The sequence below is a fragment of the Rhodanobacter sp. MP7CTX1 genome (assembly GCF_014205795.1).
Classification (GTDB): Bacteria; Pseudomonadota; Gammaproteobacteria; order Xanthomonadales; family Rhodanobacteraceae; genus Rhodanobacter.
Genome location: NZ_JACHCN010000002.1, coordinates 184479 through 210159 on the forward strand (window position 1 = coordinate 184479; position 25681 = coordinate 210159).

Below are 25681 nucleotides of genomic sequence, written 5' to 3' on the forward strand. Positions count from 1 at the left end.
CCCGCGATGATGGTGCCGCGGTCCGGGTGATCGGGCCGCAGAGCCGAACACGAAGCGGTGCTTGACGCGCGGCTTTCGCACCACTACCTCAGTCTTCAGAAATTGCGCTGATTCCAGCGAGCGCAGGAGAATCCCGATGAGCCGAGCCTTCGTCAAGGAATCGGATGACGCCGCACCAGCATTGCCAGACCTGCCGCTGAGCGACCACCCGAACTACGTCACCCCGCGCGGACTCGCGCAATTGCATGCACGCCTGACCGCTGCACAAGCGCGACGCGATGTGTTGATGAACTCTGCCGACACGATGGCGCAGCAAAACGAACTGGCTCCGCTGGAGCGTGACCTGCGCTGGCTCTCCGCACGCGTACACAGTGCAATCGAAGTCGACCTGCTGACTCAGCCGGAAGATCGCGTGGCGTTTGGTGCCAGCGTGACTGTGGACAGTGCCGAAGGCGAGCAGCGCTACTGCATCGTTGGCGAGGACGAGGCCGATGCCGAACAGCATCGGGTCAGCTACCTCTCCCCGCTGGCACAGGCGCTGCTTGGCGCCCACGTCGGCGACGAGGTGAGCTGGCGGCGCCCGGCCGGCGACCTGGTCATCGAAGTCGTTGCCATCGATTACACCTGTGACACCGAGGTGTGATCCTCATGTCGAATCAGCCAGGCCAAAGCGCGTCCTCCCCTGCCTGCGCAGGCGTGCACCGAAACGCTCCCTCCCCTGCTTGCCCCGAAGAAGGGACTCCCTTCGGTCGCAAGGGAGGGTTGGGGAAGGGTTGCTTATGATCTCAGGCAAGCTCGGACCACCCCCTCCCAACCTCCCCCTGCCAGCAGGGGGAGGGGCAAGGCGGAAGCTCAACGCTTGGGCTTGAGCATGGTCCCAATGCATTTCGGCGAGCCGCAGCGGCACGCCCACAATTTCTTCAGACGTGCGGTATGTGGAACCTCGAGCACGATGCCGTAGTCGTAGGTGAGTTCTTCGCCGGGCTTGATGTTGCGGATCGCCTCGATCACCACCTTGTCGCGGCGCGGATCGCCGCTGGCGCTCTCCTCGACCAGCGCACGGCAGTTCGGCGCGCAGCTGTGGTTGATCCAGCGCGTCGTGTTGCCCTGCTGGTTGGCGTCGATGATGTACTGCTCGTTGAGCGTGAACAGAAACGTATGGCCGGTTTCGCCGCCGTCGCCGTAAAGATCGTCAGCCTCGGCATGGGTCAACAACTTGCCCTTGTACTCGATGATTTCCTCGCCCTTGGCGATGGCAGAAGTGGCGAAAACGCCATTGCCATGGATCGGCGAACGGCGAGCGGTAATACGACGGGTCATGAAGGAGTCTGCAGAGTTGGGAAGACCCGCGATGATGCCCGCTGCACCTCGCAATGGGAACAGGCGCTGACTTTGGCATACCGGCTGGGCTAAGATTCAAACAATCGTTTGAGGCGTACCCATGAAACGACTGCTGAGAAGTTTTCTGCTGGTGTTGCTGGCCGTTGGCCTGATCGCCTGCGGGCCACCGAAAAAGAGCGTGTTCCCGCCGACTGTGACCGTCCAGCAGCTGCGGGTGCTGCCGAATGGCCACTGGCAACTGACCGTGCGCATCCAGAACAACAGCTACGGCGAGATGGATTTCAATTCACTCGAAGGCCAGCTGCAGATCGCCGCGCTGATGCCTATCCGCCTGCACGGAACGTTTGAGCTCGACGTTCCCCCGCTGGTCGGCGATGTGGTCCAGCTCGACATCCTGCCAACCACGGCGATGACGCAGGCGTTGCAGGTGATCGCGAGCAAGGGCAGCGCCGGTTCGCTCGCCTATCGCGTCAGCGGCAGCACCAACGCCAAGCCGGAGCAGGAAAAGCAGACACGCGACTTCACCTTCAGCGGCAGCGACTGGCTATCGCCGGTGCCGGGTATTGCGAACACCTACCGCTGACACCTGCAACGACATCCTCAAGAACCAACGCCCCCTCAAACATCGCCCCTACGAATCCCAGGAATCACCATGACTGCTTACAAGGCCCCCCTCGACGATCTGCGCTTTGCCCTGTTTGATGTGCTGGGCGCCGAAAAAACCCTGACTGCCCTGCCCGGTGGCGAAGCTCACACCCGTGATCTGCTCGATGCCGTGCTCGAAGAAGCCGGCCGCCTCAGCGAACAGCTGCTGGCGCCGACCAATGGGCCAGGCGATGAGGAAGGCTGCCACTACGACAAGGCCAGCCAGACGGTGACCACGCCGAAGGGTTTCAAGGATGTGTTCCGCCAGTTTGCCGAAGGCGGCTGGACCGGCCTGACGAACCCCGAGAAATACAGCGGCCAGGCACTACCCGGTGTACTGGGCACCGCCACCACCGAGATCTTCCAGTCCGGCAACCTGGCGTGGAGCCTGTATCCGCTGCTGTCAGAGGGCGCTACCCATGCGTTGGAAATCCACGGCGAGGAATGGCAGCGCGAGCGCTTCATGAAACCCATTATCGAGGGCCGCTGGACCGGCACCATGTGCCTGACCGAGCCGCAGGCCGGTTCCGATCTGGGCCTGCTGAAGACGCGCGCCGAACCCGGTGAAAACAACACCTACAAGATCACCGGCACCAAGATCTTCATCAGCGCCGGTGAACACGACCTCACCGAAAATATCGTGCACCTGGTGCTTGCGCGCCTGCCCGACGCACCTGCCGGCAGCCGCGGTATCTCGTTGTTCATCGTGCCGAAATTCAAGGTCAATGACGATGGCTCGCTGGGCGCGCGCAACACCGTTGCGGCCGGTGCGATCGAGCACAAGATGGGCATCCGCGGTTCGGCCACCTGCGTGATGAATTTCGACGGCGCTGAAGGCTTCCTGCTCGGCCAGCCGCACAAGGGCCTGGCCGCCATGTTCACCATGATGAATGCCGCGCGCCTGTCGGTCGGCGTGCAGGGCCTGGCGCTGGCCGAGCGCGCGCTGCAGAACAGCCTCAACTACGCGCGCGAACGGTTGCAGTCGCGTTCGCTGTCCGGTGCCAAGTTTCCGGACAAGTCCGCCGACAATCTGCTGGTACAGCCGGACGTTCGTCGCATGCTGCTGACCCAGCGTGCGTTCGTCGAAGGCTCGCGTGCCCTCGTGCTGTACACCGCACTGCAGACCGATATCGAATCACGCGCCAGCGACGAAGCGGCGCGCAAAAAGGCCGGCGAGCTGGTCGCGTTCCTGATTCCCATCGCCAAGGGCGTGGTTACCGAACTGGCGCAGGAGTGCACCAAGGAGGCCCTGCAGATCTACGGTGGCCACGGCTACATCGCCGAGAACGGCGTCGAGCAGTTTGTCCGCGACGCCCGCATCATCACGCTGTACGAAGGCACCACCGGCATCCAGGCCGCCGACCTGCTGGGCCGCAAGATCCTCCAGCTGCAGGGAGTTGGCTTCAAGCACTTCCTCGAGGAAATCAGCGCGTTCTGCCAGCAGCACAGCGCCGACGCCGCGCTGCGCACGCTGATCGGTCCGCTTGCCATCGCCACGAAACAATGGGGCGACCTCACCCTGCAACTCGCCCAACGCGTCCAGGCCAACCCGGAGGAACTCGGCGCCGCCGCCACCGACTACCTCTACTACTCCGGCTACGTCACCCTCGCTTACCTGTGGGCCCGCAGCGTCGCCGCCGCCGAAGCCAGCACGCAATCCGCCGCGTTCAAACAGGCCAAGCGCGACACCGCCCACTTCTACTTCGCGCGCATCCTGCCGCGTTGCCTGATGCACAAAGCTGCCATCGAAGCGGGTGTCGATACACTGCCTGCCATCGCCTGATGCGCCAGCGGGTCACCTGGTAGCAAAAAAGCCCGGGCAAGCCCGGGCTTCTTTTTTTTTGGACTTGACCCGTCCTGAAATGAATTGACACCTTTTCACCGAAGAAAAGGCGCGCTCATGAATCCAGGGATCAAACGAACGCAGCGGGACTACACGCCGGCTTTTTCAACTGCAGCACTGGCAAGTTTGCATCGGACAGTAACGCTCAACGCCAAGCCGGTGCCGTCGACAGGCATCAGGAAGATGTGCCGAACTTGGTCACCTATGGCTCAAGAGCGGCGGCGCCCCAGTCGCCGTCGGCACGTCACTGCCAATAAGGGTCGTCAACCGGGTCTCCGCTGATCCGCAGGTACTGCCGGATCATTTCTTCGTGGGCTTCAGCGGCCTTCAGGAGTTCCTGTGCCATGGCTTCCTGCGCAGAGACAACCACCGGTCGGGCCGGAAGGCCTGGAGGCGGCGGAGGCGTCCGAACGATCCGCAGCTCCGGCACGTCGACCTTGACCGGTTCGGACTCGAGCAGGTGGGAGATGTCGTAGGCTTCGTCATTCATGCCACGAGCCAAGCAACTTGCTTGCCAACGGCGACCGGGTGACGACAGCGGGGTCTGCCCTGGCAGAAGAGTCACCGCTTCGTCGCGTGGGTCTGTAGGTGCCCTCCTGCGCAATATCAAATCAAGGGCACGTCGCCGAAAACCCTCTACGCGATCAACCCGATCGCGATAGGCAAGCGATGCTCACGCAAAATGCATGCGCGCCAGCGGCGCATCCATGGCGACCTTGGTCAAAGCCACGCCCAGTACCGCTTCCCGTTCGGCGAGATGCGTCGCAAAACTTACAGCGTCGACAATGGAGCGACGGATACCTATCTGCATGTCCTGCCGAAAGATCTTCCAGCCGTTCGGCGGACCACCGCTAATGCGGTACTCGATGCGATCAGCTCTCATCGCTCTACCCTCTGCCGGCGAATACCGGATGCAGGTAAGAATGAGATTTTGATCAGGGTGAGACCATCAGAATTGTCTGAAAATCCCTATGGAACGACCGACCGCACCGTCACGGCTGTGGGCGCAACCTGAGCCGGGGGCAAACGACATCTTGTTCGCCATTTCCAATAAGAAAGGGGGCTACCCGGCCGACTCCGTCTTCGCGTTATCCAGCGAGTTCAAAACGCGTGACGCGCTTGACCGGATCTGCCTCGACCAGCCTGACTTTGACGTCAGCACCCAATGACAAGGGAAAGGGGGCGGAAATGCTTGCTTCGATGGCTGGATCACGCACGATGACGACGCCTTTTTTGGGATCGTTGGCGGCGACTTCGACGATTGCGCCGGAGAAGGTTTCGCCTACGCGTGGCGCCAGGACTTCGGCTTCGGCGAGATCCAGTACCGCGCGCTGATACTGACGCGCGCGATGGCCGGAGGCCTGCATTGTGGAAGGCAGGCCTGGCAGCGCGGCGAGCACCCAGGCTGGCACGGGCTGCTTCGCGCACAGCGCCACGCAGACTTCGCCGGCGTAGCGGTCGACCAGCCGGCGTAGTGGCGCCGTGACGTGGGTGTATGCCGCGGCCAGCGCCCACTGCATCGGCTGCGCAGGCAATGCGCCGTTGAACGCGGCATAGCCGGCGCCGCGCAGAACCGTGGTGCACGCGGTCAGCATCGCGACGTGGGTGTCTTTCGACGGATCGAGTGAGCGGATGAAGTCGGGATAGCCTTCCTCCGCTGCCCAGACGATGCCGAGCGCCTTGGCGGTGATTCGGAGCCGTTGGATCGATGGCTGCTCGGGTTCGGGCAAGGTGCGCAGCAGACCGACCTTCGCCTGCACCATCAGTTGCGCGGCGGCCATGCCAGTCAGAAGCGAGATTTGCTCGTTCCAGTCCTCGACCGGCAGGCGTGCTCTGAATGACAGCATCCAGCGGCTGCCGTCGACGCTGATTTCCTGCTCGGGCAACGGCAGGCTGATGCCGCCACGTGCCCGCTCGCATTGCTTGCGGCACTCGCCGATCTCGCGCAATACGGCCCACATCGGATCGGCGGTGCCGGCGTCGATGCGCTGTTGCACGCCGGCATAGTCGAGCTTGGCGCGGCTGGTCACTCTTGCGCGTCGAACGTCGATGCTTGAAATCCCTCCGCTCCCATCCAGCTCGATTGTCCATAGCAGTGCCGGCCGCAACTGCCCAGGCAGCAGTGAGGTGGCACCTTCGGACAGTACCTTGGGGTGCAGCGGGATTTTCGCGTCCGCGCCGTACAGCGTTTCACCGCGCCGGTTCGCTTCGAGATCGACCGGATCACCGGCGGTCACGAACGCTGCGACGTCGGCAATCGCGTAATGGACTCGGTAGCCGCCATCGCTACGCTCGACGTACATCGCCTGATCCAGATCCATTGATTCCGGCGGATCGATCGTGACCAGCGGGATATCGGTGCGATCCAGTGCCGGCAGCCGAGGATGGGCAGCGGCCTGCGCCGCCGCAGCCTCGACCTCCGGCGGGAACGCCAGTGGCAGCTTCTGCTCGCTCTGGATATCGCGGATGCCCTGCGCGAGGATGCCATCGACGGCGGGCTGGACGTGGATGCGGCGGGTGGTCGGCACAAACGATTCCTTGCATCACGGTCGGCGATTCAGGACCGGCGGAGCGCGCCAGCGGGTTGTCACGTCGCCCGAAATATACACGCGTCGGCCTGCCCGGCCAGAGGCGCAGTCACGCCCCGCTCCCGGAATCCAGGCGCATTGGAACCGGATACGCCGGCCGGGACTTTCGCCGCTACCGCACAAGGTGTAGAAACGGCAACGGATATCGCTACCACCTGTCGACTCCCCATGACTGACACGTCCCTGCTGATTCGTCTGGCCGAAGACGATGACGATTTCATCCTCGCGCTGGTGCCCCGTTTTGTGGATTTCACCCTGCCGCCGTGGCGACGCCGGCACGAATGCATCGAGGGTATCCGCAAGGATTTGCTACGGCATCTGGAGGATCAGCCGGCGAACAGCTACCTGTTCGTGGCCGAGGACGCGGATGGCGAACGGGTAGGCTTCATCCATCTGCAGCGCACGGCGGATTTCTTCACCGGACGCAGCAACTGTCACATCTCCGATCTGGCGGTGTCGCCGCAGCACGAGGGCAATGGCGTTGGCCAGGCCTTGCTGGTGCACGCCGAAGGTTGGGCGCGCGAACATCATTGCCAGTTGGTGACGCTGGCGGTATTCCCTGGTAATGAGCGCGCCCGCGCGCTATACGAGCGCAGCGGCTACGCGCCGGATCTGCTGCGGTTGGCGAAATCGGTTCGTTGAACACAGTGGGAGTCCGTGCCCACTTCTTCTGGGAGCGACTTCAGTCGCGATGTTGCCTGAGTCGCCCTTGAGAGTCCTATCGCGACTGAAGTCGCTCCCACAAAAGTAAGGATGGGCTGCTTCGGTTTTGCAGGTTGGGTGAGCACAGCCAACCCCAATATGGCGACGGGATTGCGTTGGGGTTCGCTACCCTCACCCCAACCTGCGGGTTGCGTCTCCGCGGCGCAACAGCGCGTACAAGACGGGCATCACCAGCAGGACCAGCGGCAGCTGCATCAGCATGCCGGAGATGATCGCCACGGCGAGCGGCTGCTGCATCTGCGAGCCCTTGCCCAGGGCCAAGGCCAGCGGCAGCAAGGTGAGGATAGCGGCAAGCGTGGACATCACGATCGGTCGCGTGCGGTGCTGGCCAGCCTCGTGCAAGGCCTCGTGCAGCGACGCGGTAGCGGCAGCCTCTTCAAGTTCGGAGAAATAGAAGATCGCAACCTCGGTGACGATGCCGACGATCATCGTCATGCCCATCATCGCCGAGATATTGAGTTCGATCCCGGTCAGCCACAGCCCGGCAAACACCGCCGGTATCGCCAGCAGCGGCATCGCCAGAATCGCTATCGCGATACGGAAACTCTCATACAGGAACAGCAGCAGCGTGAACACCAGCGCGAATGCCGCCAGCATCACGATGGTCAATCCGAGAAACGCCTGTTGCTGTTGCTGATAAAGCCCGCCGAGCTGGTAATACATGCCCTTCGGCAGCAAGCCCGGCTGGGCCAGCGTGCGTCTGACGTCGGCGATCGTGGCACCCAGGCTGCGGCCGCGGATGCGTGCGGTGACCGCGACCATGCGCTTGAGGTTATCGCGGGTGATTTCCGGCTGACCCTGCACTTCCTTCAGCGTGGCAACGCGGGATAGCGGCAACAGGTGACCGTCTGCCGCGCGAATGGGAAGCGCGGCGATTTGCTCCAGTCGCTGATGCGTGCCGGGTGGCAGACGTACGCGCACGCCGATGACTTTGCTGCCTTCCGGCAATTGCGCAGCCACCGTACCGTCGATCGCCGCCGTCACTTGGTCGGTGACGCTGACCGGATCCAGCCCTTCCAGAGCCGCCTTGATCGGATCTACCTGCACGGTCAGCGCATCGCCGGCCGGATTGATGCCGTTGCGTACGCCGTCCACTCCTGCAATCTTGCCGATCGCTTCGGCGACCCGGCGAGGAGTGCTTTCGAGCTGTTTGGCATCGTCGCTGTAAAGCTGTATCTCGATCGGCTCAGGCACCGCCACCAAATCGCCAATCAGATCTTCCATCAGCTGCGACAGCTCGATGTCCAGTCCGGGTACTTGCTGCTCGACCTGCGTGCGCACCTGCTCCATCACCTGCTCGGTGTCGGGGCGCGAGCCGCTTTTCAGGCGCACGAAGAAGTCGCCCTGATTCGCTTCGGTGAGGCCCCCACCCAGCTGCAAGCCGGTACGTCGCGAGTAAGTGTCGACCGCGGGATTCGCGCGGATGATGGTCTCGACCTGCTGCAGCACACGGTCGGTTTCTTCCAGTGAAGTGCCGGGCTTCGACAGGTAGTCGAGGATGAAACCACCCTCGTCGATGCTTGGCATGAAACCGGTACCGACGCGGGTGTAGGCAAACACGCCGACGAGCAACAACGGCACCACCAGCACTAGCACCAGCAGCGGTCGCTTCAGCCAACGCTGCAGCAGGTTCTGATAGCCATGCATCACGCGCCGCGCGAAACGACCCGGTGGATGTTCGAGCAGATGGCGCCGATCCAGCAGACGCTCGGCAAGCAGTGGTACAGCCACCCAGGTGAGCAGGTAGGAGATGATCAGCGCGCTGGCCATGGTCAGCGAAAGCGCCTTGAAAAACGCACCGGTCACGCCTGACAGGAACGCCAACGGCAGGAAGATCACCACCGTGGCGGCGCTGGAGCCGGTCAACGGGCGGGTGAATTCCCATGCTGCGCGGGCGATACGCTGATGCAACTCACCGGCGTGCTGACCCAGGCGACGCATGATGTGTTCGAGCATCACGATGACGTCGTCGATGATCAGCCCGACGGCTGCCGCCATGCCACCCAGCGTCATCATGTTGAAGCTCATGCCGAGCACGGAAAGCAGCAGCACGGTGATCGCCAGCACCGCCGGCACCACGATCAACGCGATCAGAATGACCCGCGTATTGCGCAGGAACACGAACAGCACCAACCCGGCCAGCACGATACCAATCAGGATTGCATCGCGCACGCTGCCGGCAGCGCCGGTCACCAGCTGGGTCTGGTCGTACCAGTTCGCGATGCGCACGCCGGACGGCATCTGCGGCGCATAGTCAGCCAGACGCTGTTTTACTTCGCGCGCGATCTGCACGGTGTTGCCACCGGGTTGCTGGTAGACCTGCAGCAACACGGCGTTCTGGCCATCCGCATTGACGCGGATCCACTGCGGCACGTGGTCCAGGCTGACCGTGGCCACGTCGCCAAGTCGTACCACCCCACCGGCTCCGGCGCGCAGCACGATGTCGCGCAGCGCGGCAACAGTTTTCGGTTGATTGTCAGCCAGCAGCAAGAAGAGTTTGTAGTGATCGGATACACGACCCATGGCCTGGATCGTCGCGGCGTGGGTGACCGCCGTGGTGACGTCGTCGAGGCTCAGGTTCAACGCGCGCAATCGAAGTGGGTCGACATCGGCGTGAAATTCGGCCACTTCGCCGCCTTGCACGTCAATTTTCGCGATGCCGCTGATGCCACTGAGCAGCGGCCGCAGCTGATACTCGGCCAGATCACGTAATGCGCTCGGCGACAAGGTGTGCGAGCGCAGGCTATAGGCAAATACGGGAAACGTCGTCGGATCCATTCGCCGCGTGCTCAAGCGGGTGCCGGCGGGCAATAGCGGGAGGATCTGCCCGGCGACCACGTTGACTTCCTGCAGCGCCAGGCTCATGTCCGCGCCCCAGTCGAACGTGACCGCGATATCGGCGCTACCTCGACTGGTGGTGGAGCGCACATCGCGTACGCCAGGCACGCGGCGAATCGCCTCCTCCACCGGCGTGGTCACCTCGATCGCCATCTGGTCGGCCTGGCGATCGCCGGCATCCAGCGTGACCTTCACGCGCGGAAACGCCACGTTCGGAAACAGGGCGACCGGCATCCTTAGCGCACTGGCGACGCCGCCGAGCGCCAACATCAACGCGAGGAACAGCAGCGAACGGCGATGCCTTTGCATCCACACCGTGATACTCACCGGGTGGACTCCCGCACGGCCTGTCCGTCGTCGAGTTCGTAGGCGCCGAGTACGATCACCCTGGCTGATGGATCGAGCGGACCTTGCACGCCAACAGTGTCCCCGTCCGGACTGCGCAGCTTCACGTCGACGCGTTTGGCGTGGCCCTGCTCCATTGGACCGTGCTCGAACTGAAACAGATAGTCGCCATGCTCGTCGTGCAGCACTGCTGCCCGCGGCACCGCCCAAGCGGTGAACTCGGCCGTGCGGATGCGCGCTTTCAACGCCGCGCCGGCCATCAGGTTTGTGCTGGCATCGGCGGAAAGCTCGACCTGCGCCGGCAGCAGATGGGTCTGCGGATCGGCCGACTGCCCAACCATGGTCAGTGTGCCCACCAGAACCGCTGCCGTGCCGTACACGCCGCGCAGCTGTGCCGGCATGCCCGGTCGCAGACTGGCAGCATCTTCCGGCTGCACGCCGAGCTGGGCGATCAGGGCATGTGTGGGTGTGAAGTTCAGCAACGGCGCATTGGCGGCGACGCGTTCGCCGAGCCCCACGGTGATCGCGGTGACCACACCATCAGCTGCGGCGCTGACCGTTTCCCGGGTAACGTCACCCCCGAGTGCGCGCTGCGCCTCAAGGGTAGCTTGGGCATCGGCGAGCGTCTTGCGCGCAGTGGCCAATTGCGACTGCGTGGCGAGCCGCACCGCCGCCAATTGCTCGGTGCGCCCGAGCTCGCCGCGGGCCAGCGTCAACGCGCTTTGCGCCTGCTGATAAGCGCTGCGCGTGGCTGGATCGGGCGTGATCGTCAATAGCGGCTGTCCACGGGTGACGGTCTGCCCGGCCACCACTTGCACATCCACAATCTGGCCGCCGTGCGCGAAGCTGATCGCCCGCGTTCGGTGGGGGTCGCCCACCGCCGTGCCCCACGCTTCGATGGTGTCGTGGAAGGCTTTTTGTATCGGCATCGCCGTGGTCACAGCGACCTGGGCGCCCTGATCGACAGCATGGGCCGCGTCATCGCCGGCTCCCGCATGACTGCAGCCTGCCAGCAGCCCGATCAGCAGCCAGATGCACAGACTTTGCCTTGAGCGACTTTGGATCGAGAGAGCAAGCTTCATGGGGCGAATGTTTTTGCGGGATTTGGATGGGGCATAACCAGATCGGTGTTGCCGAGCAACGCTTCCAGTGCGATCGCCTGCGTGGCCTGTTGCTGCTGCAGGTCAAGCAGGTCGAGATCCGCGCTCAGCGCATTGCCACGGACCGACAGATAGGTTGGCCAATCGAGCAAGCCGGCTTGCCAGGCATGCTCGGCGGATTGACGCGCCTCGTCGAGTTGCCGGGCATGAGTGCTCAACGCGTTGCGTCGTTGCTGCATGCTCGCGAGGTCGGCCAGCAGCCGCTGCATGTCACTGCGCGTGGTCAGTACGCGCGCCTCGTAATCGTCTTTCAACTGCTGGCGGGTTGCCTGCTCGATCGCTATATGGCCGCGGTTGCGATCGAACAGCGGCAGCGTGATGCCGATGTTGTAACCGTTCGTGTACACCGGGGTGGTGTCGCGTGCCGTACTGACGCCGATGTTGAGCGCCGGGAACTGGGCGAGGACCGCACCGCGCAGCCGCGCTTCCTGCGACTGATATCCGGCCTGCAGCGCCAGCAGATCCGGCCGCCGCCGTGGCAGGTCGAGCAGCGCCTGCTGCACCTGCTCCGGTGTCGGCTCGACCTGATAAGGCGCGCCGACCAGGTCGAGCGGCGCTGTCGGCGCCAGGCCTAGCAGCATGTGCAGATCGCTTTCGGCCTGATGCAGCGCGACGGCACCGTCAGTCAGGCGTTTGCGCACATCCGCGCCAGCATTGAGCCCAACGCTGGCGCTGTCATAGGTCAGGTTGCCGCTGCTGAGCGCTGCACCGATGTCGTGCTCGACTGAACCCAGCGCGGCCTGCTCGGTTTCAAGCTGGGCATGCTGTGCGCGCAGCGTCAACACCTGGTCGAACAGCAAGCGTGCCTGCGCCACGGTCTGCCACTCGGCCCACAACAACTCAAGGTTGACCTGATCGGCCTGACTGCGCGCGGCCGCCTTGCGCGACGAACGCGTCAGCAACGCCGTGATGTCTTCGCTGAGACCGAGGCTGAACGCACTGGTTAACCCGTTGCCGGATTCTTTGGGAAAATCGTTGCTGAAACTTACTGACGGATCGGGCAGCAGGCCTGCCGCGAACGCCTGCGCGCGGGATATTCCCAGCTCGTCGCGCTTGAGCTTCAGCTGCGGACTGTTTGCCACCGCCAGCATCGCTACTTCGGTAACGTCCAGGCCATCGGACGGATCGAAGCGATGGGTCGACGACATCGACGCCGGCATGTCGACCATCGGTGCCGTGAGTTGCGCCGCGCTGGCGAGGCCCGATCCGCTGTCGAGCGGCAACGGCGCGTACGAAGCGCAGCCGGACATCATCAGTCCGACGATCGCCCATGTCGCCCACCAGCAACCACGACATAGGCGCCTGTGAGGGGACGGGTGTTGCCACGCGGTGGTGACGTGCGGGGACCGGGCATGCTGCATGGAGACAGCTTGATGCCTGCCGCTTAGTCGTTTCTTAAGGGAGCGCGTTCACGCCGCGCAGGGTTGCTCCAAACGCCGGCCGCGCGTTGCGCGCGGGGCATGTCGGCGCAACGCTATCGGGCGCTGCGCCGACAACAGCTCAGGTCAATTCCTGGTTGCGCTGCTGGCCGCTTCTGCCTGCTCACGCACATCCAGTCGCTGCCCAAGACGATCAAGGTTGGTCAGCGACATCAGATGGGCATAGATCCAGCCGAACACACCTTCACGGGCAAACTCGTGGGCGGTTTTCTCGTCCAGACTGCGCACCTTCTCCTCGTTGACCACGAACAGGCCATTGAGGTTGATCGAGCGGGCTTCGCTGCCGTCACGACCGGGCTTCTGCAGCCGGACATTGCGCGACATCAGCAAGTCATGTTTGTTCAACTGCTGCATGAACCAGCGCGTGCGTGCCACGTTCTGCTGGAACTCGCCGAGGAATTTCACCGCATTGGTCAGCAGGTCGGTGTCGGTGCCGTCTTCCTTGAACAGGCGCTCGCCTTCGGCTGTATTGAAGCCCTCGTAGCGCTCGTCGAGAAACACCGTGAGATCGTCGCCTTCCTGGCCGTCCGGCTTCTCGGCCAGCACAAACGGATAGCGACGCACGAACGCCGGAATATAGGTGTTCGGTGCCCACTGACCGTCGGCATCGACATAAAGATTTTCGTCCTGGCGCAGACCAAGCAACGCGATCGGACCCGCATCGGCAATACTGTTGCCAGCGAACACGATCGGCAGGTCGCGGGCAGCAACGGCGAACTCCGCACCGGTCAGCGGCACTGAATGGACACTCATCGCGAACTTCGTGTTCGGCACGCTCTTGAGACGCAGATCTTTGTGCTCGGTGCGGTTAAGCGGCACCGGGCGCTCGTAGAAAAGAACTTCAGCCACGTTGATACCTCATGCCCCGCCGTGCCGGGGTCGCCACCAGGCGCCCCCTCCCAAACCCGGCGATCGGGTCTATGTCGATTCTCAATCATATCAGCGCAACCAGGCCTCAGCGACCGATCCCGGGCGGGGTCCGCCGGACCCTTGGACGGGCTGTCGGCCACACTTGCATGCGAATTGCAATGAAATTGTTCTATGCTGCGGAAAACGAGCATCCTGCATCGCCGAACCGATCTCAAAGCCCAGGCTGAAGGACGATCTACATGCTGATGGAAGTGCCAAGCCGGGCCGATCTCAACGCGACCCGGGTGCTATCGCTGGACGCCGCCGGCCGCATCCTCGACTGGATCAGCTGGCAAGACGCGGTTTGCCTGTATGTCCGGGACGCGGTGGCCTGGACGCTGGGCGACCCGTGCCTCACCGTGCATGGCGGCATGAATCGCCTGCTTGGCGCCCAAAGCCTGCTGCAGCTGCACCCGATCGTCGCCAGCACCGGCCACTGCCGTGACCACGCGATCGATCCGGCGCCCGCACTGACCAATACCGCGCTATTCGCCCGCGATCGCCACCTGTGCCTGTACTGCGGCGATCACTTCACCCGCGGCGAGCTGACCCGCGACCACGTGTTGCCGATTTCGAAGCACGGCAAGGACGAGTGGGAGAACGTGGTCAGCGCCTGTCTCGTGTGCAACCTGAAAAAGAGCAACCGCACGCCACAGCAGGCCCACATGCCCCTGCTGGCGGTGCCGTATCGACCGAGCTGGGTTGAGCACCTGATCCTCTCCAACCGCAATATCCTGGCCGACCAGATGGAATTCCTGGTCAGCCATCTACCGCGCGATCGCCGGCCGCACAACGCCTGAGAGGCTGTCTGAACGGGCCGATGGCGCCCGTGTGTCCGGCAATGCCATGGTTTTGCCCTTGCCCCGCCTCGCCGCTGGGCCAACAATACGCAGATGATTGACCTTGCCCGCTATCCCCATCTGGCGAAAATCGACACGCCCGCCGACCTGCGCCGCGTCACCGATGATGAATTACCCGCCGTTGCCGACGAGTTGCGCCAGTACCTGATCGAGGCGGTAGCCAGCTCCGGCGGCCATTTCGGCGCGGGCCTGGGCGTGGTGGAACTCACCGTCGCGCTGCACTACGTGTTCAAGACCCCGGACGATCGCCTGGTCTGGGACGTCGGCCACCAGTGCTATCCGCACAAGATCCTCACGGGTCGCCGCGAGCGCATCACCACGATCAAGAAGAAGGACGGCCTCGCACCCTTTCCGCGCCGGGAAGAGAGCGAATACGACACCTTTGGCGTCGGCCACTCGTCCACTTCCATTTCGGCCGCGCTGGGCATGGCGATCGCCGCGCAGCGCAAGAATGACCAGCGCAAGGTGGTCGCCGTGATCGGTGATGGCGCGATGACCGCCGGCATGGCGTTCGAAGCGCTGAACCACGGCGGCGACGTCGAGCCGAACATGCTGGTGGTCTTCAACGACAACGGCATGTCGATCAGCGAGAACGTCGGCGCTCTGACCAAGATGATGGCCCGCGCCATGGCCAGCCGCACGCTCAATGTATGGCGCGAGCGCGCAAAGCGGGCGATCCCGAAGCAGTCGCTGTTCGGCCGCTTCTTCAAGCGCTGGGAGGAGCACGCCAAGGGAATGTTCGTGCCCAGCACGCTGTTCGAGGAACTTGGCTTCCACTACACCGGCCCGATCGACGGCCACAATATTCCGCAGCTGCTGCACGCGTTGCGTACGGTGAAAGACCTGCCGGGCCCGCAACTGCTGCACGTGATTACCACCAAGGGCAAAGGCTACGCGCCGGCCGAACAGGCGCAGATCGAGTACCACGCGGTCGGCCCGTTCGATCCGCAGGCCGGGCTGGTCAAAAAGAACGCACCGGCCAAGCCAACCTATACCGACATCTTCGGCGACTGGCTGTGTGACCAGGCTGCCGTCGATGAGCGCCTGCTCGGGATCACCCCGGCCATGCGCGAGGGTTCCGGCCTGGTGCGCTTCTCCAGGGAATACCCGCAACGCTATTTCGACGTGGCGATCGCCGAGCAGCACGCGGTGACGCTAGCTGCCGGTATGGCCTGCGAAGGCGCCAAACCCGTCGTCGCGATCTACTCCACGTTCCTGCAGCGCGCCTACGACCAGGCCATTCACGATGTCGCGTTGCAGAATCTCGACGTCACGTTCGCAATCGACCGCGCCGGCGTCGTCGGGCCGGATGGCGCTACTCATTCCGGCAGTTTCGATCTCACGTTCCTGCGCTGCCTGCCAAACATGGTGATCATGGCGCCGGCGGACGAAAACGAATGCCGCATGATGCTGAGCACCGGCTTCGAGCATCCCGGCCCCGCCGCCATCCGCTACCCGCGTGGCAGCGGACCCGGTACGGCCATCCACAAGGCCCTGGACACCTTGCCGATAGGCAAAGCCGAACTGCGTCGACGCGGTCATGGCCTGGCAATCCTCAGTTTCGGCGCGATGCTGGCGCCAGCCGCGACGATTGCCGCGGAACTCGACGCCTCGCTCGTCAACATGCGTTTCGTGAAGCCGCTGGACGAGGCGCTGATCCTGGAGCTGGCGAAGACGCACGATGCCTTCGTTACGTTGGAAGACAACGCCGTCGCCGGTGGCGCCGGTTCCGCCGTGGCCGAATGCCTGGCTGCCCACGGCATCACTTTGCCGATCCTGCATATCGGCCTTCCAGACGTCTATCTGGAGCACGGCAGTCGCGAAGAAGTGTTGACGATGGCCGGACTCGATCTACCCAGCATCCGCAACGCGATCTGCGCACGATTTCCGCTTGCAGGGACAATGAAACAGGCAAGCGCGAGCGCCTGAGATCCAGGCGCGCGCAAGCGCCTGGATCCTGTTCAAGCTCTCTTGCGCGCATCACAAGCCAGCAAGGCGCGCACGCTATACCCCCATTGAGCCCGTCTGGGCCACCAGCGAAGCCGCCTGCTTTGCTCCTCCCCCTGCTTGCAGGGGGAGGTTGGGAGGGGGTGGCTTTTGATCTTCGGGCCCTGGAGCAACCCCTCCCCAACCCTCCCCTGCAAGCAGGGGAGGGAGTAGCGCTCCCGCCAAGCGCTCCCCGCGCGAGCCCCGCAAGATCTTGAACAGTTCCCATCGCTCTCTGATACCGTGACGGCAAACAGAAACGGGATGGCTACCGACTTTGACTGGCCGCCCCACCGGGAGGCGCGTCAGCATGACCGAGTGGATCGCACGTCTTGTCGATGCCAGCCGACGGCATGCGTGGCTGACCACGCTGGCCTTCGCCTTGCTCGCCGCCGTCTGCCTTTGGTTCTCGGCCGGCCACCTGGGCATCGATTCGGATACCGATCACCTGTTTGCCACCAGCCTGCCATGGCGGCAACAGGAACTGGCGACGGATCGCGAATTTCCACAGTTCAACGATGTGCTGGTCGCCGTGGTACGCGGGTCAACTCCCGAGGAAACCGACGCCACTGCAGTTGCACTGACAAAAGCACTGCAGGCTGATCAAAGCCATTTCCACGATGTGGCCCGACCGGATGCCGATCCGTTCTTCCGACACGAAGGTCTGCTGCTGCTTTCAGGGCCAGACCTGACCAAGCTGCTCGATTCGCTGTTGAACGCACAACCACTGCTGGGCCCACTCGCCACCGAACCGTCGGCGCTCGGGCTGCTCCATGGCATTTCGCTGATGGCGGAGGGTGTGCGCATCGAGCACGCCGATCTCACCGCCTACAAGCCTGCACTGGAACAACTGCGTCAGGTGCTGGATGCTGCAGCCGCTGGCCACGCCGTGCCGCTGTCGTGGCAGAACCTGCTCGGCACAGGTGTCGACGGGGACGCCGATCCATTGCGGCTCGTCTTGATTCATCCGGTGATGCAGGCAGGTGCCCTGCAACCCGGTCTTGCCGCCACCCAGGCACTTGAACGTATTAGCGCCAGCCTGCCCGAAGTGCGCAGCGGTCGCGCCAGGGTCGACTACACCGGTTCGGTCGCACTGTCGGACGTACAGTTTGGCGCGCTGACCGAGGGCATCGTGGGCAGCACGCTGGTCAGCCTCGTCCTGCTGGCGCTGTGGTTGTACCTGGCGCTGCGTTCCTGGCGTCTGATCGTACCAATCCTGCTGAACCTGCTGGTCGGCCTGGCGCTTACGTTCGGTTTTGCAGCTCTGGCGATCGGCACGTTGAACCTGATCTCCGTGTCATTTGCGGTGTTGTTCGTCGGCCTCGCCATCGACTTCGCGATCCAGTTCGCGGTGCGTCTGCGTGACATGCGCCGACAGCAACCCTCACTGGCTGGCGCGCTGCGCCAGACCGGCGCGATCGCGGGCCTGCAGATCAGCGTGGCCGCTGCCGCCATCGCGTGCGGCTTTCTTGCTTTTGCGCCGACGGCCTTTGTTGGTGTCGCACAGCTTGGCCTGATTGCTGGCGTCGGCATGGGCCTCGCCTTGCTGTGCACACTCACCCTGCTACCCGCGCTGCTATGGCTGTTCCAACCACGCGACCAGGGTGGCGAACTGGCCCTGCCGTTCGGCGTGCGCTGGGACGCGACGATTCAGCACCGACGCAAAGGAGTATTGATCCTGTTCGTGCTGCTTGGCACGGCCGGTGCGGTTGCCAGCGTGAGCATGCCGTTCGACGCCAACCCGCTGCATACCCAGGCGCCCGACTCCGAGCCCATGCGAACGTTGCGCAGCATGGCGGACAACCCACTCACGAACCCGTTCAACATCAACATCATGGTGCCTGACCTGGCGCAGGCACGCACGCTAGGTGCGCAGCTGGAAAAGCTGCCGGAAGTGGCCAGCGTGATTTCGGCGGCGACCTTCGTGCCGCCAGGCCAGTCCTCACTGCTCGATCAACTGGAGCAGGCGCAGGATCTGATGCTTCCCTCATTGACTCCACGGGCTTCGCCGACACCGGTCACGCCGACGGCGTTGCGCTCTGCCATCGTCGACACCCGTGGTGCCATCGCCGACGCCAACCACGAGCTGCCTGCCGACTCGCCGTTGCGCGGCATCGACGCCGCGTTACAGCGGTTGAGCCAAGCACCCGACGACCATCTGCTGGCGATGAACGCGGCGGTCAGTCGCTTCCTGCCCGAACAGCTGGCCAGCCTGCGCGATGCCCTGGACGCAAACGAGATCACCCTCAAGAACCTGCCCGTGTCGATCCGTCGCGATTGGGTGAGCCCGCAAGGACAAGTGCGCATCCAGGTGTCGCCCACTGCCGCCGCACAGGACACCGCCGTGCTCCGTCGCTTTGTGCGGGCCGTGCAAGCCATCGCGCCGCAGGCTGGCGGCCCGGCGGTTACCACCATCGCCTCGGCGGACTCCATCATGCGCGCGTTCCAGCAGGCAGCCGTACTGGCGACGCTGGCGATTGCGCTGGTGCTGTTGGCAGTGCTGCGCCGGTTTCTCGATAGTGGCATCGTGCTGCTTTCGCTGGGAATGTCGGCGCTGCTGACTGCACTGCTGGCGAGGGTGGACGGCATGGCGATCAACTACGCCAACATCATCGCACTGCCGCTGCTGCTCGGCGTCGGCGTGTCGTTCAACGTGTACTTCGTGATGAACTGGCGCGCCGGCATGCGTTCGTTTGTCGGTTCCGCTTCGGCGCGCGCCGTGCTGTTTTCGGCGCTGACTACCGGTACCGCGTTCGGCTCGCTGGCGCTGTCGCACGACCGCGGCATGGCCAGCATGGGCGCCATGCTCCTGCTCAGCCTGGGCGCCGTGCTACTGGCCACCTTCGCGTTTCTGCCGGCGTTGCTCTACACGCTCACTCCTGAGGTAGCGCGCCGAGCCACATGACCAGTGGATCCGGCCTATATGGCTGGATGTAGTCGTGTCCGTATCAGCCGCGCCAACATCCCCCACTGACGCGGTCCCGCTGCTCAAGATCCTGCGCCGTCACAACCTCGGCATAGCCTGCCGAATGGAGCAACGCACGCGCAGCCTCACCCTGATTCCAGCCGTGCTCGAACAATAGCCAGCCGTCAACATCGAGATGCTCGCGCGCATCGCCAACAATGCGGCGGATCGCATCCAGGCCATCGCTACCTGAAGCCAGTGCGTCAGCCGGCTCAAAACGCAGATCCCCCTGACCGAGATGCGGGTCGGCCGCTTCGATATAGGGAGGATTGGAGACGATCAGGTTGAAGCGCTCGCCGGCCAGCGGCGTCAGCCAGTCGCCCTGGATGAAAGTGACATTGCCGACATCAAGACTTAATGCATTGCGCTGTGCCACCGCGAGCGCTGCCATGCTGACATCGGTGGCGACCACCCGTGCTCGCGGCCGCTCATGCGCAATCGCCAACGCAATGGCACCGCTGCCCGTACCAAGATCCGCAACGGCGGCGCCAGCCTCGTGCGGCAGTCGTGCAAGTGCCAGCTCCACCAGCAACTCGGTCTCCGGCCGCGGGATCAGCGTGGCCGGCGTCACTTCCAACTCAAACGACCAGAAGCCACGGTGCCCGGTGATATAAGCCACTGGCTCGCCCGCGATGCGGCGCTCGACCAGCGAGGCATAAGCCGTCTGGACGTCCATATCCAACACATCATCGGCATGTGCGATCAACCAACTGCGTGGCTTGCCGAGCACATGCAGCAACAGTATTTCAGCGTCAATGCGTTCGCCCAGACGCTGTGTCGCAGCAAAAAGGGCATGGCGGACTTCAATCATGTGGCGGGGATTCCACAACAGGCGTGACTGGCAACTGGGGCGGCGCGACTCCCGAAGACCTGGGCTCGCTCTTGCGCCAGTAGCCGCCGCGCGTCCACGCATCGAAGCCCCAGCGCAGCCAGCCGATCAACGCGTTGGCCAGCCAAAGCGCCCACGCCAGCATGGCGAGCTTGTACACCCATAGAGACACACTGAACACGCCACCGCGTGGCAACGCATCAGAGCTCTGATCGGCAAACCAGTGAAGGTTCCAGGCACTGGAGTCGTTGCCGGCCACATGCATGTCGGGCAGACCCAGCAGACCCTTGGGCACGGCAGCGATCAGCACCGCCAGCGCCAGCAGGGTCAATGCAGCTAGCCCCAGCTGCAGCAAGTTGAACTTCGTCGTACCCAGCTGTTCCGCTGGTGCGTGCCGTGCACGCAGCCCGAGCAGGATCAGCCAGACCACCACCAGCGCGTACGCGCTCCATGCGAACGCGGAAAAGCCGAGCCCAAGCAGCAACCAGTGCTGGAAGCGCAGCGGCGTCGGTGCATAGCGCGCCAGCAGCCACGCGGCCAGCAGCAATACGATCAGCTGCGACCAGTACAGCACCGCCGGGCCAACTGTCGGTCCCCATGCCCACAATACCCAGCGATCCTGCGGCAGTTGCAGCGTGAGATCGATGTTCGCCACAGGCGCGTGCAGCGCGAATCCCGGGGTGACCATGCGTGTGGCGATACCTTTCGGCTCGCGCAGGCGAAGCGCGTAAGTGTGTTCGCCAGGCAACAGCGGCAGGCCAAGCTTGCCATCGCGCACGGCAAGATTGATCGACTGACCGTCGCGCCTCGCATCCAGCAATTCGCTGCCTTCGGGCAGGCTGATCGCATGCTCTCCGCCACGGGTACTGCGCGCATGCAGGTTCAGCGTGATTTCGCTGGCTCGTTCGCCGGCCGTGCTGTCCAGCTGTACGCTGTCGAAGGCAAGGCTGTCGCCCGTCACCGCCACTGGCTGGCTAAAGGCGAGCTGCAGCCTCTCGCCCGGTAATGGCTGGAAGCGCAGGCCGTCATAGCTGGCGCTGGTTGGCACACCTTTCGCCTCGACGTGCCACATCGGTGCGGTGTGCACCTCCCACACCTCGGCGCGATCACCCAGTGCAGGTGCCAGCAACGACAGTTGCGCCGCGTGATCGAGGCGACTGGTCCAGCGCACGACATCGCTGTTCGCGTTGAAGGTGACGCTGATGCGGCCATCCTTGACCAGCGCATCGTCGCCGAGCGGATGCTCACCGGGCAACAGTGGCAGCGTGGTGCTGAAACCACCCTGCTGCGGTGCGATGCGCTCGACCTGGTTTTCCACGACCCAATCGACACCCAGCGCGAGGCTACGGGTCAACCGCACGTAGGGTGGAAAGCTCTGCACCGCGGGTAGATTGTTGCCGTCGCTGGCCGTACGCACGCGATGCAGCGCGATGCTGTCGCCCAGCAGCCGGCCATCATCGACGCCATCCAGCGACCAGCCCTGGCCGTTGAACGTCTGGCCGTTGAACGTCTGGCCGTTGAAAGCGATGTACTGCGGGCGCATCACGAAACGAAGGTTTGCGCTGTCTGCTGTACCGATGCGGTAGTGCAGGCTCACCCGATGTACACCACGATCCAGCCGCAGCAACAGCTGATCATCGTTACGTGTGAGCACTACCTTGGCCTGACCATCCACGCTGACATCGGACAGCTGCAGTGCATCGTCCGCCTGCGGCAATGGCAGCGCGATTGGCGCGCCGACATGCGCCTCCAGTTCCACATCGAGGGCATCGCCTTTCGCCTGCAGCTGAGCTTGCGCCACCTCGGCACACGCCGGGGCACACTTCGGCGCCTCGGTCAGCCGATCGCGCAACTGGTTCAGCATTTGCTGGCTCGGCATACTCTGCGCATGCACGCCCATAGGCAAAAATGCCATGGCAAGCATGGCGGCGCCAACAACACCAGCGCCACGCAATTCGTGCCAGCGGCTACGCCATGGCAACAGCAACGTGGTCAGCAGCTTTGCCAGCAAGGTCGCCAGCAGCGCCACCATCACCACGCGCAGCAACCGCACCAGCCATGCAGGCGCGATCACCAGGCGAGTGCTTTGTTCCGACGTCACCGGACCGGACCAGCCGAGACGATAGTTGTTGTCCTCGTCCCAGTGTGGCGTACCGGCACCGGCCTGGATCAGCGCCCGGTTGTCCTGCTCCGAACTCACCTGCGTGGACGCCGTTATCCTTGAACCCGCCACGACCACACTCTGAAGGCTCGGCGCTGGGGCCGCCACAGCATTGGCGCTCATTTCTTCGACAGCCGGTGCTGGCGGCGGCGGGGGTTGCTGTGCGGTAGCCAGCATGCGTTGCTTCATCGCGTACGCAGAGCGCTCGTCCTGAACCGCGGGCGCAGCGAAATTTGCCGATACCATTCGGCTCTGACCGACACCCTCCAACTGCGGATGCAGCGCGGACTGCAGCTGCGCCGCTGCGAATGGCAACGTCCACAGCAACGCCAGCGCGAAGGTGGCCACCGCGCCGATGCGTGCGGTCGAGCGCAGACGTCCTTCCGGCAACGCACGCAGCAACAGCGTCAACGCGAGCACGACAGCCAGCGTCCATAGCGGCGCGGCGCTTTCGTGCTGTGCCAGGGTGAGATAGCCAGCCGTCAACAGTGCCCAAGGCCAACCGAGCAAACGCCCGGCCAGCAGCGCAATCAACGCTACGACGAACAGGTCGAGCAGGCTCCACTGCGCCACCCACGAGTCGGGCGAACGATCCGCGCCGCTCGCCCCAAGCAGACGATAGCCGTACGGCAGGTGCAGGGTGGCGTCGATGTCTTCCAGTGGCAGTCGCCATCCCGAGCTCGGGATCGCGTCGCCATGCGCGGGCAGGCGCAGGCCGGCGTCGAGGCTAAGTCGCCGTTGGGTCAACCGCAGCTCGACGCCACTGAGTCCGTCCGCACCTTTGGTGACCAGCAACGGATCGTCATTCTGTGCGGCGCGTTGCAGCTGCCACGGCGCGTCTACATCCAGCCGCTGATGATGGCGAAGCTCACCACTGAGATGATCGGCAACACTCAACCCACCACCATCGAAATCCAGCCACAGCTGGCGTTGCAGATGCAACTGATCGTCCTGGCCGCCCTCATCGCCACGGTTGCCCTGCTCGACCGCCAAGCCCGAGACATCGTCCAGTGCGTACGCAGGAAGCTCGGCCCAGTCGTCCGGCACGCCCGCCTGCGCTGCATCCGTCGCATGACCTTCCACTCGCGTGCTGCGCAACGCGGTGTCATCGGCATAACTCCAGATTTCCTGCCGTGGCCAGGGCGTCAACGGCAGCTTCAGCGCAACCTTGCTCAATGGGGCGATGCCGCGCGCGACGAGCAACAGCGTCCATTGCCCCGGTCGCAGCTGCACACGCAGATGGCCATCGTTCTCCAGCCGTGCCGGCAGATCACCGGACAAGGCGGTGGCGACAAAGCCGGACGGCAGCACCGGGCCAAGCAGTTGTTCGCGCGCACTACCGGTGACGTTGAACTGCAACTGCGTCTGCAGCGTGGCCGGAAGACCATCCTGCAGGCGACGATATACACGCAGCGACAACGCATCGGCAGCGCGCTGCGCGGCGGCCGCTTCGCCGAGGGTCAGTTGATCACCGTTGCGTTCGACGCGTGTGACGGCGGCGCCATCGACGCTCAGGGTGACCAGCCCGATCATCGCCGGCACGCGCAGTCGCGCCGGTCGCGATGCCCAGGGTAAATTTCCGCGCAATTGATAGTCGCCCGGGGCCAGCCACAGCTTCGGTTGATCGTCGCGCAGCAAGACGGTGGCTGGCTGATTGTTGACGCTGACCTGTTGCGGCCAGTTCTTTTCATCGCCCGGCAAGGCTACCCAGCTCGATGCGTCGACATGCACATCCAGGCCAAAACGAGCACCATCCTTGTCGACGTCGAGGGTCAGGCGACCGGGCCATGCACACCGGTAGCTGCGGGCATCCGGACTCTGGTTGGCGAGGAACGGGCAATCGTGTTCCGGCACGTCATGCAGCACCCAGCCCTGCCAGTCACGCAATGGAGGGGGTACATCCTGTGCTGGCAAGGGCGCGGCAAACAGCAGACACAGACCCAGCAATCCCATCGAGCGACGAAGCATGCATTTCTCCCTGTGTGCCCGTGCGGCCGGCACAGTGTAAGTGGAACACGGCAGGCATACAGCCGGGTCTGCATCCTGCCTCGGGCGCGTAACGTATCTACGTAAGGCAAGACCCTCCCACAGGAATACACATGCCCTCCGACCGCGATCGCTCATCTCCCCTTCCGTTACGTCGCAGCTTTATCGCATCGATCATGCTGCTGCTCGGCAGCGGCTTGCTTACGGGGTGCCAGACTGTGCTGTTTGGCGGTCTCAACGCCAGTACCGGCAAGACCCATGTGCTGGTGCAGCGCGATGTGGTGTTCGACCCCGGGCACCACTTGGCGCTGGACGTTTATCGCCTGCCCGGCACGGAGCACGCGCCGGTGGTGGTTTTTTTCTACGGCGGCAGCTGGAAATCCGGCAAGCGGCAGTGGTATCGCTGGGTCGGCGAGGCATTGGCGCAACGCGGGATGGTGGTGGTGATTCCCGACTATCGACTCTGGCCCCAGGTGCGGCTTGACGGCTTCATGCAGGATGCCGCGCATGCCGTGGCATGGACACAGGCGCATGCTGGCGAGTACGGCGGCAACAGTGCGCAGTTGTTCGTGATGGGACATTCGGCGGGCGCACATATCGGCGCACTGCTTGCCACGGATGCGCATTGGCTGGACGCCGTCGGCATGCAGCCGCGTGATTTATCCGGCTTCATCGGCCTGGCCGGCCCGTATGATTTTCTGCCGCTGAAGGATCCCGATTTCATTGATATGTTCGGCAGTACACACGAGGCGCAGCTACGCTCGCAGCCCGTGCAATATGTCAACGGCGACGAACCGCCGATGCTGCTGATGCAGGGAACCACCGACAAGATCGTGTGGCCCCGCAATGCGCAGTCGCTGGCAGACCAACTTCAGCGCAAAGGCGAGCCAGTCGAACTGAAGCTGTATCCGGATATCGGCCACATGGCGATCCTGTTCGCGATGTCACGGCCATTTCAAGCCAAGGCGCCGGTGCTGGAAGACACCGTCAGTTTCATCCAGGCGCAGGTGGCGCAGCACCAGCACGCGGCCACCGCGAGCACACCATAGAAAACGCCGGGCGT

Annotated in this window: 18 protein-coding genes; 8 read left to right on the plus strand and 10 right to left on the minus strand. The window is 63.9% G+C overall.

All coding sequences use genetic code 11. The features are described from left to right. Window positions 1-136: 136 nt before the first annotated feature. A complete protein-coding gene (locus HDE77_RS03415) occupies window positions 137-643 on the plus strand; it encodes a GreA/GreB family elongation factor (RefSeq protein WP_184415756.1) in 507 nt (168 codons plus the stop codon). Between the two features lie 209 nt (window positions 644-852). On the opposite strand, the gene HDE77_RS03420 is transcribed toward HDE77_RS03415, so the two are convergent. Beyond that, window positions 853-1320 (minus strand): SET domain-containing protein-lysine N-methyltransferase, encoded by a 468-nt coding sequence (locus HDE77_RS03420; protein WP_184415757.1) that lies wholly within the window; start codon window positions 1318-1320, stop codon window positions 853-855. A 121-nt stretch (window positions 1321-1441) separates the two neighbouring features. Between HDE77_RS03420 and HDE77_RS03425 the strand changes: the two genes are divergently transcribed. Then, entirely contained in the window at window positions 1442-1924 is a 483-nt protein-coding gene (locus HDE77_RS03425) for a hypothetical protein (RefSeq protein ID WP_184415758.1), read from the plus strand. Between the two features lie 69 nt (window positions 1925-1993). Continuing rightward, window positions 1994-3769: an acyl-CoA dehydrogenase C-terminal domain-containing protein gene (locus HDE77_RS03430; RefSeq protein ID WP_184415759.1), complete on the plus strand. Its 1776-nt coding sequence runs from the start codon at window positions 1994-1996 to the stop codon at window positions 3767-3769. Between the two features lie 304 nt (window positions 3770-4073). On the opposite strand, the gene HDE77_RS03435 is transcribed toward HDE77_RS03430, so the two are convergent. From HDE77_RS03435 to HDE77_RS03445, 3 genes are all read right to left on the minus strand, one after another. Further along, entirely contained in the window at window positions 4074-4319 is a 246-nt protein-coding gene (locus HDE77_RS03435) for a hypothetical protein (RefSeq protein WP_184415760.1), read from the minus strand. Window positions 4320-4502: 183 nt separating this feature from the next. Further along, complete coding sequence (locus HDE77_RS03440) at window positions 4503-4712, minus strand: hypothetical protein (RefSeq protein ID WP_184415761.1); 210 nt, start codon at window positions 4710-4712, stop codon at window positions 4503-4505. Window positions 4713-4917: 205 nt separating this feature from the next. Further along, complete coding sequence (locus HDE77_RS03445) at window positions 4918-6357, minus strand: RNB domain-containing ribonuclease (RefSeq protein ID WP_184415762.1); 1440 nt, start codon at window positions 6355-6357, stop codon at window positions 4918-4920. A gap of 228 nt (window positions 6358-6585) precedes the next feature. Here HDE77_RS03445 and HDE77_RS03450 point away from each other — a divergent pair, with 228 nt between their 5' ends. Beyond that, complete coding sequence (locus tag HDE77_RS03450) at window positions 6586-7059, plus strand: GNAT family N-acetyltransferase (RefSeq protein WP_184415763.1); 474 nt, start codon at window positions 6586-6588, stop codon at window positions 7057-7059. Window positions 7060-7251: 192 nt separating this feature from the next. Here the strand turns inward: HDE77_RS03450 and HDE77_RS03455 are convergent, their stop codons facing one another. From HDE77_RS03455 to HDE77_RS03470, 4 genes are all read right to left on the minus strand, one after another. After that, on the minus strand, window positions 7252-10305 hold the full coding sequence (locus HDE77_RS03455) for an efflux RND transporter permease subunit (RefSeq protein ID WP_184415764.1): 3054 nt from the start codon (window positions 10303-10305) through the stop codon (window positions 7252-7254). Beyond that, the gene (locus HDE77_RS03460) at window positions 10302-11405 is read right to left on the minus strand and encodes an efflux RND transporter periplasmic adaptor subunit (protein ID WP_184415765.1); all 1104 of its coding nucleotides are present in this window, start codon (window positions 11403-11405) and stop codon (window positions 10302-10304) included. The genes HDE77_RS03455 and HDE77_RS03460 overlap by 4 nt, the downstream gene beginning before the upstream one ends. After that, window positions 11402-12733: a TolC family protein gene (locus HDE77_RS03465; RefSeq protein WP_343206055.1), complete on the minus strand. Its 1332-nt coding sequence runs from the start codon at window positions 12731-12733 to the stop codon at window positions 11402-11404. Before HDE77_RS03465 ends, HDE77_RS03460 begins: the two co-directional genes overlap by 4 nt. 255 nt (window positions 12734-12988) lie before the next feature. Beyond that, window positions 12989-13771, minus strand: a complete 783-nt coding sequence (locus HDE77_RS03470; RefSeq protein WP_184415767.1) for a SapC family protein — start codon at window positions 13769-13771, stop codon at window positions 12989-12991. A 260-nt stretch (window positions 13772-14031) separates the two neighbouring features. Between HDE77_RS03470 and HDE77_RS03475 the strand changes: the two genes are divergently transcribed. From HDE77_RS03475 to HDE77_RS03485, 3 genes are all read left to right on the plus strand, one after another. Next, window positions 14032-14631: an HNH endonuclease gene (locus tag HDE77_RS03475; protein WP_184415768.1), complete on the plus strand. Its 600-nt coding sequence runs from the start codon at window positions 14032-14034 to the stop codon at window positions 14629-14631. Window positions 14632-14724: 93 nt separating this feature from the next. Continuing rightward, window positions 14725-16620 (plus strand): 1-deoxy-D-xylulose-5-phosphate synthase, encoded by a 1896-nt coding sequence (dxs, locus tag HDE77_RS03480; protein ID WP_184415769.1) that lies wholly within the window; start codon window positions 14725-14727, stop codon window positions 16618-16620. Window positions 16621-16987: 367 nt separating this feature from the next. After that, a complete protein-coding gene (locus tag HDE77_RS03485; protein ID WP_184415770.1) occupies window positions 16988-19582 on the plus strand; it encodes an MMPL family transporter in 2595 nt (864 codons plus the stop codon). 43 nt (window positions 19583-19625) lie between these two features. Here HDE77_RS03485 and prmC read toward each other — a convergent pair whose 3' ends face one another. Both prmC and HDE77_RS03495 read right to left on the minus strand, forming a co-directional pair. After that, window positions 19626-20453, minus strand: a complete 828-nt coding sequence (gene prmC, locus HDE77_RS03490; RefSeq protein WP_184415771.1) for a peptide chain release factor N(5)-glutamine methyltransferase — start codon at window positions 20451-20453, stop codon at window positions 19626-19628. Further along, window positions 20446-24600, minus strand: a complete 4155-nt coding sequence (locus tag HDE77_RS03495) for a hypothetical protein (protein ID WP_184415772.1) — start codon at window positions 24598-24600, stop codon at window positions 20446-20448. The genes prmC and HDE77_RS03495 overlap by 8 nt, the downstream gene beginning before the upstream one ends. A gap of 194 nt (window positions 24601-24794) precedes the next feature. Between HDE77_RS03495 and HDE77_RS03500 the strand changes: the two genes are divergently transcribed. Continuing rightward, a complete protein-coding gene (locus HDE77_RS03500) occupies window positions 24795-25667 on the plus strand; it encodes an alpha/beta hydrolase (RefSeq protein ID WP_255482540.1) in 873 nt (290 codons plus the stop codon). Window positions 25668-25681: the final 14 nt, after the last annotated feature.